13 protein-coding genes are annotated in these 16,303 nt (G+C 46.7%); 4 read left to right on the top strand and 9 right to left on the bottom strand.

Going from position 1 to position 16,303, the window contains the following annotated elements; genetic code table 11:
- Positions 1 to 88: 88 nt before the first annotated feature.
- From BMY75_RS10985 to BMY75_RS10965, 5 genes are all read right to left on the bottom strand, one after another.
- A complete protein-coding gene (locus BMY75_RS10985) occupies positions 89 to 1,942 on the bottom strand; it encodes a heavy metal translocating P-type ATPase (protein WP_074833796.1) in 1,854 nt (617 codons plus the stop codon).
- Positions 1,943 to 1,994: 52 nt separating this feature from the next.
- Positions 1,995 to 2,216, bottom strand: coding sequence for a cation transporter (locus tag BMY75_RS10980; RefSeq protein ID WP_074833794.1), 222 nt, complete (start codon positions 2,214 to 2,216; stop codon positions 1,995 to 1,997).
- 146 nt (positions 2,217 to 2,362) lie between these two features.
- Complete coding sequence (locus BMY75_RS10975; protein WP_074833792.1) at positions 2,363 to 2,971, bottom strand: class I SAM-dependent methyltransferase; 609 nt, start codon at positions 2,969 to 2,971, stop codon at positions 2,363 to 2,365.
- A 59-nt stretch (positions 2,972 to 3,030) separates the two neighbouring features.
- Complete coding sequence (locus BMY75_RS10970; RefSeq protein WP_074833790.1) at positions 3,031 to 3,384, bottom strand: ArsR/SmtB family transcription factor; 354 nt, start codon at positions 3,382 to 3,384, stop codon at positions 3,031 to 3,033.
- Between the two features lie 651 nt (positions 3,385 to 4,035).
- A complete protein-coding gene (locus tag BMY75_RS10965; RefSeq protein ID WP_074833788.1) occupies positions 4,036 to 5,175 on the bottom strand; it encodes a hypothetical protein in 1,140 nt (379 codons plus the stop codon).
- 435 nt (positions 5,176 to 5,610) lie between these two features.
- Here BMY75_RS10965 and BMY75_RS10960 point away from each other — a divergent pair, with 435 nt between their 5' ends.
- From BMY75_RS10960 to BMY75_RS10950, 3 genes are read left to right on the top strand one after another with little or no spacing between them, the layout of a single operon-like run.
- Positions 5,611 to 6,300: an ABC transporter ATP-binding protein gene (locus tag BMY75_RS10960; protein WP_074833785.1), complete on the top strand. Its 690-nt coding sequence runs from the start codon at positions 5,611 to 5,613 to the stop codon at positions 6,298 to 6,300.
- A 5-nt stretch (positions 6,301 to 6,305) separates the two neighbouring features.
- Positions 6,306 to 8,609: an ABC transporter permease gene (locus tag BMY75_RS10955; RefSeq protein WP_074833782.1), complete on the top strand. Its 2,304-nt coding sequence runs from the start codon at positions 6,306 to 6,308 to the stop codon at positions 8,607 to 8,609.
- Between the two features lie 27 nt (positions 8,610 to 8,636).
- Positions 8,637 to 9,539 (top strand): PfkB family carbohydrate kinase, encoded by a 903-nt coding sequence (locus tag BMY75_RS10950; protein ID WP_074833780.1) that lies wholly within the window; start codon positions 8,637 to 8,639, stop codon positions 9,537 to 9,539.
- A 75-nt stretch (positions 9,540 to 9,614) separates the two neighbouring features.
- Here the strand turns inward: BMY75_RS10950 and BMY75_RS10945 are convergent, their stop codons facing one another.
- Complete coding sequence (locus tag BMY75_RS10945) at positions 9,615 to 11,900, bottom strand: putative bifunctional diguanylate cyclase/phosphodiesterase (protein ID WP_074833777.1); 2,286 nt, start codon at positions 11,898 to 11,900, stop codon at positions 9,615 to 9,617.
- A gap of 710 nt (positions 11,901 to 12,610) precedes the next feature.
- Positions 12,611 to 13,660, bottom strand: a complete 1,050-nt coding sequence (locus BMY75_RS10935; protein WP_074833773.1) for an endo-1,4-beta-xylanase — start codon at positions 13,658 to 13,660, stop codon at positions 12,611 to 12,613.
- A gap of 236 nt (positions 13,661 to 13,896) precedes the next feature.
- Between BMY75_RS10935 and BMY75_RS10930 the strand changes: the two genes are divergently transcribed.
- Positions 13,897 to 14,628, top strand: a complete 732-nt coding sequence (locus tag BMY75_RS10930; protein WP_074833770.1) for a MerR family transcriptional regulator — start codon at positions 13,897 to 13,899, stop codon at positions 14,626 to 14,628.
- Between the two features lie 105 nt (positions 14,629 to 14,733).
- Here the strand turns inward: BMY75_RS10930 and dcd are convergent, their stop codons facing one another.
- Together dcd and BMY75_RS10920 are read right to left on the bottom strand one after the other, a co-directional pair.
- Positions 14,734 to 15,270 carry a dCTP deaminase gene (gene dcd / locus BMY75_RS10925; RefSeq protein ID WP_074833766.1) on the bottom strand — a complete coding sequence of 179 codons (537 nt, stop codon included), beginning with the start codon at positions 15,268 to 15,270 and terminating at the stop codon, positions 14,734 to 14,736.
- A gap of 197 nt (positions 15,271 to 15,467) precedes the next feature.
- On the bottom strand, positions 15,468 to 16,265 hold the full coding sequence (locus BMY75_RS10920; RefSeq protein ID WP_074833763.1) for a TraX family protein: 798 nt from the start codon (positions 16,263 to 16,265) through the stop codon (positions 15,468 to 15,470).
- Positions 16,266 to 16,303 lie beyond the last annotated feature (38 nt).

The following is a 16,303-nucleotide window of genomic DNA, read 5'->3' as shown; positions in this document are numbered from 1 at the left end:
ACGAATCTTTACGAACGCATACCAAATCATACGAGCGCATACAAATCTTTACGAAACTATACCAAATCATACGAACGTATTCGAAAAATTACGAACGTATCTTCATCGTCCTCATAGCATTGAGTATCGCAATAACCGATACTCCCACATCAGCAAAAACTGCCAGCCACATATTCGCTATGCCCAGTGCGCCCAGTACAAGCACCAGCGCTTTTACGCCAAGGGCGAATACTATGTTCTCACGCACTATGCGGACAGTCTTTCTTGCGATCTTCATGGCGAGGGAGATCTTAGCGGGGTCATCGTCCATCAGTACTATATCAGCCGCCTCGATAGCCGCGTCACTTCCCAGACTTCCCATGGCTATGCCCACATCTGCGCGGGTGAGAACGGGTGCGTCATTTATTCCGTCACCTACGAAAACCAGCGAAGAACCCTCATGCTTTTCTTTCAGCAGTTCCTCAACTTTTTCCACCTTGTCAGCAGGCAGAAGTTCAGCGTACACCTTATCCAGTCCCAGAGCCTTTGCGACTTCCTGCGCGGTGGACTCAGCATCGCCCGTAAGCATCACTGTCTGCTTAACGCCGTTTTCTTTAAGGTTCTTTATTGCCGCTGCAGAGGTCTCCTTGACCACATCGGATATAACGATGTGACCAGCATATCCGCCGTCTGCCGCAACGTGTACCATGGTGCCCCTGCATCCGCATTCCGGTACGCTGACACTCTGCTGTTCCATCAGCTTTTTATTGCCTGCGTATACTTCTCTGCCGTCGATAACCGCGCGTATTCCGTGACCCGATATCTCCTCGTTTGAGGTTATCCTGTTGTGGTCGACTTCTTTGCCGAACTTCGCGCATACCGATCTTGCTATCGGGTGGTCGGAGTAGCTTTCAGCATGGGCGGCAAGGTCGAGAAGTTCGTCCTCGCCCATGGAATCGGTGTGTATTTTCGTGACTTCAAAACTGCCCTTTGTAAGCGTGCCTGTTTTGTCAAACACAACAGTTTCAGCATTTGCGAGGGCTTCCAGATAGTTTCCGCCCTTTACAAGAATTCCGCGTTTGCTGGCTCCGCCTATTCCGCCGAAAAAGCTCAGGGGAACGGAAATTACCAGCGCACAGGGGCAGGAAATTACTAAGAATATCAGGGCACGGTGTATCCAGTCAGCCCAGCCGCCCCCAAGTATCAGGGGAGGAAGTACAGCCAGCAATACAGCCGCGATGACTACCGATGGCGTGTAGTACCTCGCAAATCGGGTTATGAAATTCTCGGACTTTGCTTTCTTCGTCGCTGAATTTTCCACCAGTTCAAGGATCTTTGTAACGGTGGAATCCTCGTATTCCTTGGTAACTTTCACTTTCAGCAGACCGCTCTGATTGATACAGCCGCTTATAACATCATCGCCGACCTTTACCGAGCGTGGCAGGCTTTCACCTGTCAGCGCAGCGGTATCCACAGAAGAACTGCCCTCAATTATAACGCCGTCAAGAGGTATCTTTTCGCCTGGCTTTACAACGATGATGCTGTCAAGCTCAACTTCCTCGGGGTCAACTTCTTCAAGCTGACCGTCCCTTTCGACGTTAGCGTACTCGGGACAGATATCCATAAGGTCGGATATTGATTTTCTCGACTTGCCCACAGCCACGCTCTGGAAAAGCTCACCTGTCTGATAAAACAGCATAACTGCCGAAGCTTCGGGATATTCGCCAACAAAAAGCGCTCCCACGGTAGCCACGCACATCAGGAAATTCTCATCAAAGACCTGCCCATGGATTATCCCGCGCACAGCCTTCCACAGCACATCATAGCCTATAACAAAATAGGGCACCAGAAATGCTGCCAGCCTCAGCAAGCTTTTTTCTTCCAGCGGGAGAAGTGCGGCTGTTACCAGCAGCACACCCGCCGCGATTATCCTTATCAGAACATTTTTCTGCTTTTTGGTCATGGTGATTCTTCTTTCTTAGATGACTTAGCTGTCGGCTTATATTAATATGGTATCAGAGAACTATCTGGCAGTCGGGCTCAACTTTTTTGCAGAGCTTAACCACCTTGTCCATCAGTGCATCCATGTCGGTGCCGTCGGGTACGCGCAGAGTCATTTTCTGGGTCAGAAAGCTTACTGTGCAGTCCTCCACCTCGGGCAGATCCTTGATAGAGTTTTCCATTTTAGCGGCGCAGTTTGCGCAGTCCAGATCGATCAGTTTGTATACTTTTTTCATAACAGTCATTCCTTTCGGGATATTTATTTTAGCCCGCCGTAATTGGTGAGCTTTACTTACTTATCATCGGCGCTTTTGTGAAATTTCACCTGCCGCCCGCCGAAGTCTGCGGCAAGTTATTGAAGAGTATGCAGTCGGTACTGCGGTTATTCCTTTGTGATTATCGCCAAAGCACAAGGCATCCTGCCATTCACCATGTCGAACTCAACGTTCTTGTAACCGCCGTCGATGAAAAACTGTTTGTAGCTGTCTTCATCGAACTGCTTTGTAAAGTGCGCCCCTGCAAAGCTGAACAGCTTTATCAGCAGTTCGCTGTCGCGTCTGCTCATGTTGATATATGTGGGGATTATAATTTTTCCGCCCTTTTTGCAGACTCTCAGCAGTTCGTCCACTGCCTTGTATGGTTCGTCCAGCAGGTGGATCACATTTCCCGCAACTACCGCATCGAAGTAGTTGTCCCTGCATTTCAGCGCCATAATATTGCATTTGCAAAGTCTGACGTTCCTGAACCAGCGAAGATTCTTTGCCGCCTGTCTAAGCATACCGTCCGAAAGGTCGGCGGCAGTCAGTCTGCCTGCTTTCTGTGCAAGAAAACGGCTTATAGAACCTGTCCCGCAGGCACATTCCAGAACTCTGCTGCCCTCTTTGATATATGAAGCGACTTTCGCTCCAGTGCCATCGTAGCATTTTCTGTTATATAGTCTCTCAAAAAGGTCGTAAACACCTGCTATGTTGTCCCAGAAGCTTTTTTTCATTTCTGAGGACTCCTTTCTTGCGTTCGCTGTTCTTTTACTTTATCTGTCCGAATTTTTGGTCATTCAAGGATATGTTCCATGCCCAGGGCGAGTATGCTCCTTACGTGCTCATCAGCCAGCGAATAGAACATTATCTTGCCGTCGCGCCTGAATCTGACCAGCTTGCTGTTTTTCAGCACCCTAAGCTGATGTGAGCAGGCGGTGGGGGTTAGTCCCAGCAGCTGAGCCATATCCCCGACACACATCTCTCTTTCGAGCAGTGCGTAAAGTATGCGTATCCTCGTGCTGTCACCGAATACCTTATACAGCTCGGCGAGGTCGTAAAGCTGTTCGTCCGATGGTGTCTCTCTTTCAAGCCTGTCTATATCTTCCTGGGAAAGCGCCAGATATTCGGGATTTTTGGATTCTTTCATCTATTTCACTGCCTTTCTGTTTATTCTTTTATCGACTGTTCATCACAACATCTGAACCACTGTTCATATGATAACATATTTGCAGTTGTTTGTCAAGGTGTTTTTGAAATTTTTTTGGGGGAAATTTTTTAGGGCGGGGTGAACGCAATTCTTAGAAATATGCCAAAGAAAAAAGTGCTCGGTTTATGCGACTGCGTCGGCATATGCCTCGCGGTCAAGGCGCAAAAGCGACGCGGCATCAAAGCCGTAAATAGAACAGCAAACTCCCGCCCATAAAATCGGGCTTTGCCGGTATAGTCATTGGTTTTGCTATGGTCGGAAGTTTGCGAGCTTTCGCCCCTCGTTCCTCGGGTCAAGCTGTCGGATAACAGCGACTGCGTCGGCTGTGGCTTCGCTGTTTGACCGCGGGCGGTCATTTCACACGTATAGAAAGAGCGTAGACGTTTGTATTGTCCACGCTCGTGATTTTGTTATTGCCGCGCCTTTTTGACAGGGCGGGTCGATTGCTGTGCTCTTAATGTTCGCTGTGCATTTTAGTTTTGTACCTTGGTGATTGAGGGACTCCGCCCCTTAAACTCCTCGCAAGCTTTTCGCGAAAAGCTTGACCAAAAGCTCGCCTCTTCGGAAGTTTTCCGCTGGTTTGATCTCTGCTCAAAATATCCCGCTCACAAACTTTGCATCAGCATACTTCATATTGAAATACAGCCATACATTAGTATTGGTTTCAATGCTGTCGAAAACCATGGGGTCTATCCTGATATTATCTACATACTGCTTACTTTCGGGAAGTATGATGCTTACTATACACTGTCCCGAGAACTTTTCTTTGCGTATTACAACGCAGTCGATGCAGTATGTCCTGCCAAGTTTCAGCGGTGTGCGGAAGACTTCTTTTGTCAGTAAAAGCTCGATTATAATAATGCACAGCACTCCGCCGAACAATGGGAAAGCTTTTTCGATGTCGCGGGCTTGGATGAACTTCGCTAGAAGTACACACATGAATGCTGTTATCGCAGTGAATACCACCCAGCTTCCGCTTGCCAGACCACGGCTAAACGGACGCACGGAACGGTATTTCTTCGGTATGGCAAGAAATTCCTCTCTGTCCAGATAATGCTTGCGCACAGCCGTGAATGGGGTCTTTTGATACTCGCTGAGGTCGCCGATGTTGACGATGCTATGCTCGGATATCTCGGCACTGTAATCACTGCCGATGTAGTTCATATCCGCGGCATCACGGGATATCGGCACAAGGTTGAAATTCATTTTCGGTGATTTCACTATCAGCACTGTTGTACCTGCGTAAAAGGGCTTGTAATACCTTATGACCACTATCTCACGGGTAGCGTGTACAGCTATGGTGTGATCGGCGTACATTATGCCGCCTCTTCCTCGGCGCACAACATTTACTTCCAGCACCTCCCCCGCCGCTGCAAGAGAATCGCGACGTACTAACTTGTCAAGGTGAAATGCTGTTATCATGGCGAAGATCACCAGCATGAACAGATCAACACTGCCGAATATCATCAGGCTTATGTATCTGTCCTTATCTCCGCTTATGAACTGATCCGCTGTATATTTTATGCTGCCTAGCACGAAAAATGCCGTGAAAAGCAGTCCTAAACCGCCTTTGCCCATAAACATCCTAAGCTTTGACTTGTAATTATTGGGAATCGACTCATACTCGTATCCCGTTATGGGGCGAAACCTGCTCTGTCCCTTGTCTGAACGTTTATAATTGCTGTACTGATTATAAATGCTTTCTTTTTCTTTTTTTCTGAAAATGTCCATTGTGTCCTCTCTTTTCGTTTGTTGATAATTGTTGTCTTCTTTTAAAAATATGGTTCTCCCGCTGACTCACCTGACTTAAAAACGTCAGCATAATATATTCCTGTTGATCCGGAATTTTAAGTGATGTGGTAAAGAGATAGTCGGATTTAAAAATATTATATCATATCCCCGCCCCATTATCAATATCGCGAGTATAGATTCTATAGTGCGGGAAGTATGGTTTTCAGGCAGTTTGCCGTTTTTGTAACATACTTTACCGAAAAATACAAGGCTATGGAATGACTGTACCCGCTTATTTCTACCTATGAATGAATACGCTTTCAGGTGTATTATGCATTTTACACTTATGTCGGAAAAATAATTGAGCTAAATTATTGAAATGGGCGAAAACTTGTGGTATAATATTACTAATATATTAATGGGGGGAATCATACCATGAGTTTTCTTACAGCCGAAGCTATATGCAAGACCTACGGAGACGGTGAAAATGCCGTAAAAGCAGTAGATAATGTCAGCTTTACAATACCGAAAGGGCAGATGGCGGCTATAATAGGTGCATCGGGTTCTGGTAAATCCTCACTGCTGCACATTCTCGGCGGTGTTGACCGTCCGACCTCTGGCAAAGTGATCATCGACGGCACCGATGTATATTCACAGAACAACAAGGAGCTTGCCGTATTCAGGCGGCGCAGAGTGGGGCTGATATATCAGTTCTACAACCTGATACCCGTGCTTACGGCGGCTGAGAACATTACTCTGCCCACTGTGATGGACGGCAAAAAGCCCGACCCTGCAAAGGTGGAGGAAATGCTGGAGCTTATGGACTTAAAAGACAGGAGCGGACATCTGCCTTCACAGCTTTCCGGCGGACAGCAGCAGAGGGTATCCATAGGCAGGGCGTTATTTACTGCCCCCGATGTTATTCTTGCTGACGAACCTACGGGCAATCTTGACAGCAAAAATTCAGCTGAGATAATCAAGCTGCTTCGCGAATCGAATATCAAGCTGGGTCAGACCATGATAATAATAACCCACGATGACAACATCGCCAGACAGTGCGACCGCATAATCACCATGTCCGACGGCAAAATAGTCAACGACGAGCTTACTGAGTCGGGGAGGTGAGGCGGATGTTCGAGAGATCACTGGCGCTGAAATACATAAAGGCACAGAAGCGCCACAGCATCTTCACCATATGCAGTATAACCGTGGCGCTTGCGCTGATGACGCTGCTGTTTACGGGATATGCGACTTTTCGCGGAATTGTCCGCGGCTCTGTGTATATGGATAAGCCTTACCATTTCAAGCTGATGAAGCTCACCGATGAGGAGTACGAGGAACTGGCAGCTAATGACGATCTCAGCTCCTGCGAACGTATAGACGAGGCGGACGGTACTGTATCGGCTGAAGTGATGATAAAGAGCTATCACGAGGATATAGGTCTTTTCATATACGAACTTTTCCCTGAAAAACAGCTTTACAACGACCGATTTGAGGAGTTTGATACATCGCAGATAGATGTTAACTACGATCTTATAAGCGCTGACAGGCTTGATTTTTCATCAAGGTACGAGGCTGTCCGAGACCTTGCGGCGTTCTTCGTGTTCGTGCTGCTGCTTGCCATCGCACTGAGACTTATGATAGATACCGCCTTTGAGATAAGCTCAAAGGAGAGGGAAAAGCACTTCGGCGTATTGCAGTGCGTAGGTGCTGAGCCTGCACAGATAGTCCGCATGGTGACTTTTGAGGGTCTGTTCCTCAGTGTTATCGGACTGCCCCTTGGTATGCTGCTGGGCATCGGAGTAAGTGAGGGCACTCTGAAAGTGGTTGAAGCCAGCGGTGTTGCCGAGACGTTTTTCACCGCCGAAAAAGCAGAGAAGCTCATGCACCTGCACATCGACCCGCTGATGATGGTGCTTGCCGCGGTTACGGGACTTGTATGGGTATTCCTTTCGGCATATCAGACAGGTATGCGCGTTATCAAAAAGACCCCTGTACAGGCTATATTCGGTGACAGCGACAAGACTGTAAAGGTGAGAAAGGCGGCTTTCTTCGGTTCGCTGTTCGGCTGGAAAGGCAAGCTTGCATCACGCAACAACAGCCGTCAGCCCAAGCGTTTCGCCGTAACGGTGATATCGCTGACAGTTTCTATCGCGTTGTTCGCATCATTCACGATAGTGCTGAAACAGTCATTGAATGCCTTTGAAAAGCTGGTGGATATCGTAGGACTGAATTACGATATGGGCATAGCCATAAAGAGCGAGCAGGATAAGCCCAAGAGCTACCAAGAGGGCTATGACGCTGTAATTAACAGCGGTCTGTTTGAGGTAAATGATTTCTGCAAGGAGCAGGTATCCTATATTCAGATGTCCGACGGCACATTGCAGACCTGCGTACTGAGGTACTATCCCAGAGGTGTGCTTGAAAAGAAATTCCAAGGCGACCTGCCTGTGACCTATGATGAACTCACAGAACAGGGTTCGTACATTATGATGTCAGTGAACGAGGAAGAGCCTGCTCAGTTATACGATGAGCCTAAGCAGATAGAAGTCGGCGTGATGGAGAAGACCATTATCTCCGATGAAGAGTATTCAATTATGAGCGATGAGGAAAAGGAAAACGTCAAGGAGTATGTGACCGAGGACTATAAGACCGGTGAGAAGAAGCTGGAATACCGTTTTACCACAGAACTATACCCAACTACACTCAATTTAGTGTCTTCTGCTCCGATGTATAAGACCGAGGAAGGTAAAAAACAGACCTCCGAGGAGGAACTGGCGGGTAACGCATATATACTGGCAAGTACCCTGGATTACTACAACAACAGCGCATATACTCTGGCAGGAAAAGGAAGTCTTGCAAACCTTGAGGGCGTGGAGTATATCCACGTTGACCTTATAAATGACGATGACTACGAAAAAGCCAAGAGCTTTGTGAAAGCCAATGCAGGGCTGATGACCCTTGACGAGGACTATCACGGCGATCTGCTGAAAATGCGTTCCGGCGTGGGTGCGATAAAGATAGGCTCGGCATTCCTGAGCGTGCTTATCGCTCTGATAGCGTTGGTAAATATGGTGAATATCCTTTCAACAGGTCTGCTGAACCGCAAATCGGAGCTTGCATCGATGCAGTGCATGGGCATGACGAGAGGTCAGCTGTATGGCATGACCGTTGTGGAGTGTTTACAGTATTCGCTGACATCGGGCGTGCTGGCAACAGGACTGATAGAGGCTCTTATGGGGCTGACACTGTTGCTGCTGAAACGTGTGAAGCTTGATGATGAACTGGGCGACCTTGTGAACTTTGCAGAGCCTGTACCCAGGGTATGGATAGCGGCGGCTGTGGCATTTGTGGCGGCTGTTATCGCATCGGTGATAACACTGCACAGGATAAACAAGGAAAGCCTGACAGATCAGATGAGGACTGTAGAATAAAGACTGTAAAATGGAGATCAAGAGAAAATGGCGGATAAAAACAGAGCATATCTTTACGGACAGATACTTGGAACGCATTCATTTCTGCTGAAAGACAGCTTTCTCAGACCCGATGAATATTCCGAGATAAGTGAGAATTATTTTCTGCCTGGCGGTGAGACAGGTACTGCGGCAACGGTGCTGGCATCGCTGGGAGTGTCCGTTAAAATGGACGGTACACAGATAGGCAGCGAGGTCGCGCCGATGCTAAAGGAGTTTTACAAGGATAAGTCCGTTGACCTTTCATCGCTTGGTTCTTTGCAGGACGATGCAGGCGTGATGGACTACGTGGTCATAGCAGGTCTTGTGCGCTCACCCATGGGCAGATTTCAGCAGCTGTTTTCAAGTGGTAAAAGATGGTGGAGCATACCCCGTGAGGAAGATATAGCAGGCTGCGGCGCTGCGGGTATAGACCCCTTTTTCGGTGAAGAATCGCTGCTGGCAGCAAAGCTTTGCATGGCGAATGATGTGCCATATGTGACCATAGATACGCCACACAGCTCGTTTTTGCACCGCCATGCGGCAGTGAATGTGGTGTCCCGTGAGTGTACTTCAATGCGGTATGATGGAATGTCTGCGGAAGAAGTAATGGCGCAGATGCAGTCCGAGAGCGAGGGACTTACCATCATCACACAAGGCGGAGAGGATATGCTCTACGCAAGGCGCGGCGGAGAGATACACCGTATGAAGCCTTTTGACATCGAAGTAAAAAGCACTTTGGGCGCAGGTGATACTTTCAAGGCTGGTTGTGTGTACGGTCTGTTGAAAGGAATGAGCGATGATGAGCTTGTGCGCTTTGCAAGTGCGTGCTCGGCGGTAGCGATATCGAGATTTCCGCTGCCGCTGTTTCCGCCGAAGCTTGAAGAAGTTCAGGTAATGATAGCAAGATGAACTGACCGTCCGCGGCAATAATTTTACGGACATAGTTTGAGCGTATGCATTGTTTTTGCATACGCTCGATTTTTGTTATTGGCTCGAAAGATATTTTTTCGCCATACTCTCCCTGATAAGCTTTTCAGCGTCCTCGGGTGACAGCGGTCTGCCCCAGATGAAACCCTGTATGTAATCACAGCCTATGAGTTTCAGGGTCGCCAGCTGCTCTTTTTCTTCAACTCCCTCAGATACTACCTCGAAGCCCATTATATGACCGATGGAGATTATCGCCGCTACGTACTGTTTTGAAGGGTCGCTGGTGTTCATCTTGTCGATGAAGCTTTTGTCGATTTTCAGTATGTTCGCAGGGAAATTATTCAGGTAGCTGAGGGAAGAATATCCTGTACCGAAATCGTCTATCGCTATCTGTATGCCCATCTTGTGAAGCTGTTCTATGCAGTGCTGGGCTTTTTCGGCTGAATCTATCATGATGGATTCGGTAATCTCTATCTCCAGATGGTCGGCGGGTATGCCGCTGGAACTCAGGATATCCTTGACTTCATCAAGAAAATCGTTCTTCATCAGATGACGTACTGAGATGTTCACGCTGAGCATTATGTCAGCACCTGTTTCGCGTATAATTTCGCCGATGAACATTGCAGACCGCCTGAACACAGCGCCGTCAACCTTATCGATCAACCCCATTTTTTCAGCCACGGGTATGAATTCCCCCGGAGATACCACTGCACCGTCGCTGTCCTTCATACGAGCCAGGGCTTCAAAGCCGCGAAGCTTGTGGTCTAGGTCGAACTGAGGCTGTAAATTGAAATACAGCAGGTCGTTTTCAAGGGCGTATATCAGCTTGCGCTCTATCTCCAGTGTGTGTTCTTCTTTGAGTAGCTCGGGAGAGAAACGCATTATATGCTGACTGTTTTTCAGACGCTTTATCTCGTTCATCGAAGCGTTTGCCGAAGATATCAGGCTGTCGCTAGTCACTGCATCATCGGGATACAGGCAGTAACCGAAGCTTGCGCTTATGTAAAGGTCACAGCCGTCTATGGTCAGCGAATTGCCGAGGGCATTTTCGTAGGTCTTGATAGTAGGTATGACAGCAGCGTCATTTTCGTAGCCCTGTATCACAAGCTGGAATTCGTCACCGCCCATACGCGCGATATGATCTTGTGTAGCGGTAAGATTATTTTCTGCTATCTTTTTCCAGCGGGAAGCTATTTTTGCCAGTACCCTGTTGCCGGCGTCAAAGCCAAGGCTGTCGTTTATGCTCTTGAAGTTGTTTATATCGATAGAAACTATGCAGAACTTTTCACCTCGCTTGATAAGGCTTTCGATAAGCTCGGTACAGGCAAACCTGTTAAATATTCCTGTGAGCTGGTCGGTGTAGCTTATCTGTTTAAGGTGTTCCATCATGCGGCAGTTTGAAAGCTTTGAAGATATGAAAAATGTAGTAAGTTCCAGTGTTTCCTTGATGCGGATAGTATCTTCCACCGCGAAATTAGTCGCCCACATAAAGCCCAGTATCACGCCGTCATACCTCAGCGGGAACATGACAAGGCTGTCCACACCTGCCGCCATGAGGTTGTTGTACCAGAAGACGTTCCTTTGGCGGATATATTCCATATCATCAATATCTTTCGCGACTATGAAGTCGCTTTCGCCGAACATATCTATCCAGGTCTTGGCGATATCACCGAATTCATTGAACTGGGTCACACGCTTGACCTTGCAGTCCTTGCCGAAACTTGTGGCAAGTATCGAAGCTTCCTTGGTTTCGGGGTCGATGAGTGCTATCGTGCAGACATCAGCCCTGCAAAGCAGGCGTATATCCTTGATAACATCGTTCATCGTTCCGTTGAGATCATCTGAACCGTTGAGCTTTATGCAGGTCTTTATAACATTCTCGGCATAAACTCCCGAGCTTGCCGAGCTTACCATAAGGTCTGAATTTGCAGTAGCTATGACACTGTAAGTGCAGTAGCATATATCTCCGTCCTCGATACTCAGCGGCATCGCATAGATATCGAACCATATATTAAGACCGTTGAGATGTACGTAGGTATGCACAGGAACTTTCAGCACGGCAGCACGAAAACAGACTTCTTCAAAGCCCATCTCTTTCGGCAGATAGTCTTCATAGGGTGAATTCGGCACAAAGGTCCGGCTTTTACGGAAAAATTCGGGTACCTCGGAGCCATCGGTAATTTCTTTTCCGACGCCCTGATTCATAGGGTCTTCGATTTTATTTATGTACAGTTTATTGCCTGCCACAATACGTATCTGACGATATCCGCCGTCATTATCCTTTTCAACTGAAATTATACAGGTAGGTTCTGCAAAGCTGTCAGCTATCATCTGAAAGTCCATAAAGCCCTCCTTTCCGCGGTTGCTTTCTGTAAAGCTCTGCTGATAATATGTTTGTTTAATTATAACATAAAGTTGAATTAATTGTCAAGAGAGTTTAAGAAAATCTGACAAGTTATTATAATGTTTTTGTTAAAAATGCACAAGGCTTGAAATGAAATTTTAATGTTTGGTTAATTCGGAAACATGGAAGCTGACAGATATTTCAGTCTGACTTTGTTAAAAAACAAACATCTGCCAGAAAAGATATCCGTTCCGCCGTCGAAATCAGACTTTGCTTGGATAGTCGGATATTTGTCGTGTCAGATAGTTTGCGAGTTTTCGCCCCTCGTTCCTCGGGGCGAGCTGTCAAATAACAGCGACTGCGTCGGCTGTGGCTTCGCTGTCCGATGACGGGCGCGGCAATATTTTTACGCAGATAGTTTGAGCGTGAACACAAGATTTGTTCACGCTCGATTTTTTGATATTGCCGCGCCATATTGGGGCGGGAGTTTGCTTTTCTATTTACAGCACTCTTGCCACGTCGCTTTTGTGCCTTGACCGAAGGGCTCTGCCCTTCAGCCTTTCGCGAAAGGCTTGAGCCAAAGCTCTATTCGCGGCATAGTTTGATTGGTGCGCAGATTTGTAGCCGCGAAATTGGCCCGTCCGGCCGAGGACCCTGCTGGCGCGAGGCTTGACCGCGCGCTTTGCCTCTTTGGCATTCTCCGCGCACATTAAGTTGCCGCTATCAGATTTGCCACACAAGCTTTCGGAGCGTGTTTTACATCGAAAAGCAGTGGATACTGCTTTACAGCAGGTGCGTTGTCATGGGGAACGAATCCGTCCATCCATGTGTAGTCATCGGCTACGCCCCATGTGGTGACACAGTCTATAACATCGCTGTAACTGCGGTATATCTCGAAAAGTTTAAGATAGATATCCTCTATCGCTGCAATATCCTCGGGGCGTGAAGCTTTCAGCCTTTCGATATCCTCTGCACTGGGCGGGAAAACGTTATGCCCGAAGGTAGCCATGATTGATACATCAAGCTCGGTGATATGCAGGCGCAGACCCAGTTCCGCGTATATCTCTATAGAGCGTTTCAGCTCGTCATAATCGGGAGAGCCAAAATAATGCTGCTGCATACCAAGTCCGTCCACGCGGCAGCCCTGCTCTTTCAGGCGCTTTATCAGGCTGACTATCCGTCCGCGCTTTGCGGGATCGCACTCGTTGTAGTCGTTGTAGAAAAGCTGTGCATTTGGTGAATACTTATCCATCGAACGGAAAGCCGCAGCAATGAAATCGGCGCCGCAAAGCCTGAAATAATCGCTGTCGCGGTAGATGGCTGCATCGCCAACAGCACCATCGGGAACAGCGTCGGTCACGGCTTCATTTACAACGTCCCAGGCGTAGACATCGGCGTTGTAGCGTTCGCACAGTGCCTTTGAATGTGCGTCGATACGCTGATAGATAAGCTCCGGGGAAGCGGTCTTCTCGCCGTCTTTGAACATCCAGTCCCCGGTCTGATTATGCCATACGGGGGCATGGGCGCGCACCTTGATGCCCAGCGCTCTCGCGGTATCGAAGATCTTATCCGCATCACCGAAAGTGAATCTGCCCTCCTCGGGCTCGGTGGAGATGTATTTCATCTCGTTCTCGGGAGTAACGCTGTTGAAGTGTTTACGCAGGACCTCTGTGTAGCTGTGGATATTTCCGCTTGCGACCGCCGCACCTATCTTGAAATATCTTTCGTAGCTTTTTGCAAGTGACAGGATATTGCTCATGATAAACCTCCTCTTTTTTTGTTTTTTCATATTATAGCATAATATTGTAAATAGTTCAACCACCTTTTTCCAATTTGCTGGATATTGTATTGATTATACTACTGTTTGTAAAAATGCAACATCTGAACACGCTGAATAGCCTATGTGATTGTACATATAAACAAATTGAATATAACAGGGTTGACTCTGACGTTACGTAATAGTATATAATGTAATCACACGAGGAGGTAAGGCTTATGAAAACAGTAAACGAGGTAAGCAAGCTGACAGGGGTGAGTATACGCACCCTGCAATACTACGACAAGATAGGTCTGCTGACGCCTGCGATGCGCACGGAGGCGGGTTACAGGCTGTATGACGATACAGCGCTGGAACGTTTGCAGCAGATACTTCTTTTCCGTGAACTTGAATTCTCACTAAGCGATATCAAAGCCGTACTTGAAGCCCCTGATTTTGACAGAAAAAAGGCTCTCACACAGCAGATAGAACTTCTTACGCTGAAAAAACAGCGGCTTGAAGCCATTATCGGGCTCGCTCGTGAAATAAGAGACAAAGGAGAAGATATTATGGATTTTAACGCATTTGATACAAGCAAAATAGAAGAGTATACCAGCCGTGCAAAGGCAGAATGGGGCGATACCAAAGAGTACCAAGAGTATACCAAGAAAAGCACCAAGCGTACCAAAGAGGACGAAACCAACATCGCCGCAGGGCTGATGGCTGTTTTTGCAGACTTCGGCAAGCTGAAAGACGGTTCACCCGATGCTCCCGAAGCCGCTGAACAGGTGAGGCTGCTGCAAAAGTATATCACCGAAAACTACTACAACTGTACAGATGAAATGCTGATGTCACTGGGGCAGATGTATTCTGCAAACGGTGAATTTAAGGAGAATATCGACAAAGCAGGCGGCATCGGCACAGCGGATTTCGTTACAAAAGCGATAGGCGCGTATATAGGTAACAAGTGATAAATAAAAGGACAGCATTTTATGACAGATAACCATATAGAAGTTTTGCCCCGAAGCGTTTCAAATCGCTTCGGGGCATTGAATTAATTATCCTGCTCAGATAAATCAGAATTTATCTGAATCCATAAAGACCTTTGAGCCTGTTGCTCCTGTTTGTCCTTGATACTTTCCATTGTATGGATTTAGTGCATGATCGTCCATTTCTGCAAATACTAACTGTCCTACTCTACGTCCGCACTTAAGCTCGATAGCACATCTGTTAGCATTATATAATTCTAATGTTATCTCACCTTTGAAGCCAGGATCGACCCACCCTGCATTCTGAATAAACAACCCCATTCGACCAAGAGAACTTCTGCCTTCAACGAATGCCGTTAGATTATCAGGCAGTTCAAAATACTCCATCGTTGTTGCCAAAACGAATTGCCCGGGTAAAATCAAGTAAGTATCGGTTTTAATGGTATTATAGCTTATCTTATTGTCCAAGGTTATTATTCCTGAAGGAGTGTCATCAACAACGCTGAATGTATCGCCTAACCGTATATCAACACTTGCGGGTTGTATTTGTTCTTTTATAAGCGGTTTGATCACCAAAGAGTTTTCATCAAGCATTTTTATAATCGTTTTATCGGATAATATCATTTTTATAGCTCCTCTCGATGCAGATCCGATTTGTATTCGCATTCATTATAACACAGTATTACTGCCATGTCAACAGAAACTCCATAGTACTTCTGACCTTGCATCAGAAATACTATGGCGAAAAACTTCTATATCAGCATCGCATATATGTGCTGTCCTTTTATTTGTACTATATAGAAATATCATGATGTGTCCGATCAGTATTTTCCTGCCACTGTTTTTGCTATGTATATCAAAAAAAGATGCGCGGGATAGAAAATGTAGAAAAACCATTTTGTAAAAGCAGGATTTTTCCCCTTTTCGCCATTGTAGAACAAAGTAACAATAAAATAACCCGCTATCAGGAAACAGAGATCGATCACCGAACCCACAATGCATAAATTAAAATACTTTGTCAGACCTTTTGAGTAATAAAGCGATGCGGCAGGCAGTGTTGTAATTAACAGGCTTCCGATACAGCAGAGAGCGAAAAGTGAAAAGCGCAGTGTTGGTCTGTCCTTGAAATAATACAGTATCAGTATGATCGGGATGCCGAAAATGAGCCATTGTATCTGCAGTAGATAAGTTACAGTATCCAGAATCACAACAAGCGCGATCTTTGCCAACTGATTCAAATTGCTTTCGCATACTGCCAGCGAGATCAATCCGAGAAACAATGTGAAGAATACATTCAGGTACGTATACATACCTGATATAACCAGCGTTCCGTTGCACATCATGCAGTATGGAATCTGGGTGATTACTGCGAATATAAACAACCGGGCTGCGTATTTCTTCACTGAATGAGTATGCCTGAATCCTTCGGCAATGAAATAGAAAAATATCGGCGAGGCTATCAGTGAAGCTTGTGCCAGCAGAAACAGTATCAACGAGTTCTTTAAACTTGCCGAAGCACCGCAGTAGAAATCTACAAAATGTCCGATAGCCATAGGTATTATGGCTATAAATTTGATCATATCACGATCAATGATCTTGTACTTTTGGTTTGTTTGCATTATTACCTCCCATATAAAATTGGAAAAAGCAGAATAAT

This window comes from Hominimerdicola alba (assembly GCF_900109655.1).
In the GTDB taxonomy this organism is placed as follows: domain Bacteria; phylum Bacillota; class Clostridia; order Oscillospirales; family Ruminococcaceae; genus Hominimerdicola; species Hominimerdicola alba_B.
The sequence above is the reverse complement of the archived record's forward strand: the minus strand, read 5'-3'. Positions and strand labels throughout refer to the sequence as shown.